The sequence below is a fragment of the Vibrio sp. Vb1574 genome, assembly GCF_033338675.1.
The window spans coordinates 1-1,051 of record NZ_JAWOTC010000451.1; the positions used below are offsets into that span (position 1 = coordinate 1).

Annotated in this window: 1 protein-coding gene and 1 pseudogene; one reads left to right on the forward strand and one right to left on the reverse strand. The window is 42.6% G+C overall.

Annotation, left to right across the window (positions count from 1 at the left end):
- Positions 1 to 542: TfoX/Sxy family DNA transformation protein (locus R7O12_RS26805; protein ID WP_318127105.1), on the forward strand; the 542-nt coding region annotated here is incomplete at its 5' end.
- A 173-nt stretch (positions 543 to 715) separates the two neighbouring features.
- Here the strand turns inward: R7O12_RS26805 and R7O12_RS26810 are convergent.
- Positions 716 to 1,051: pseudogene (locus R7O12_RS26810) on the reverse strand (hypothetical protein); the annotation flags it as partial.

Consider the following 1,051-nt stretch of genomic DNA (forward strand, 5'->3'; position numbering starts at 1 on the left):
ATGAGTATCAGAAACGTTCTATGTTTGGTGGTATCGGCTTGTTTAGCGATGACGCCATGTTTGCGCTTGTCAGCAATGATTGCTGTTATTTGCGCGGCGGTAATGGTTTAGACGAAGAATTTACTCTGCTTAATTGTGAAAAATACAAGCACGTCAAAAAACAGACGACGGCTACTGTAAACTATTATGACGTAACCGATTTATTTGAGTCCGGATTTACTGGCCTTGACGATTTGTTACGCAAATCTATTGATTGCTCAATTAAGGAGCGAAAATACCAAAAGTCTTCTGCAAGTAAACGTTTGAGAGATCTACCGAACATGCAGCTTACATTAGAGCGCATGGTTAAAAAGGCGGGTATTGATGATGTTGAAACCTTTTTGGAACTTGGTCCAGTTGAAGTGTTCAACAAAGTAAGAGTTGCTTACGGCAATGATGTTGACGTTAAACTGCTGTGGAAGTTTGCTGGTGCCATTGATGGTGTGCACTGGAAACTAATCCAAGAGCCGCGCAAAAAACAGTTACTGGCACTGTGTGAATAAGGCAACTGAACCACACAATGATTGACTCGTTTCTAATGGAGTTAGCGAGTCAGAAAAGTAAGTGTTAAAAGCAGAAAAGGGATGTTGATGTTTTTGACCACTTCATTTGAGTTAGTCATTTTATGAATAAAAAAACCGAGGCAATTGCCTCGGTTTTGCTTTTTTCACGCCAATTAGAACTTGAAGCGTGTAGTGAACATGATTTGATCACCGTAGAAATCGTTGATGCGAGCTTCAGCACCAAGAGAGAAAAGCTCTGTTGAATGGAAGCGCGCGTAAGCAGAACCTGTCCAATCGTCATCGTTGTCGATTGAAACGTAACCAACTTTACCACCCACTTCAAGTTGAGGACCAAGCCATTGGCGAACGCCTAGGTTTAGCTCCATACCAACATCTGTGCTGCTTGAGCTTGTTGGCTGAACCACACGCATCAGCATTTCACCTGTAAGGTCTGCCCAGTTGTTTAGCGGTGAGTGAAAGCCAAAACCTGCAGCAGAATCAAAGTCGCT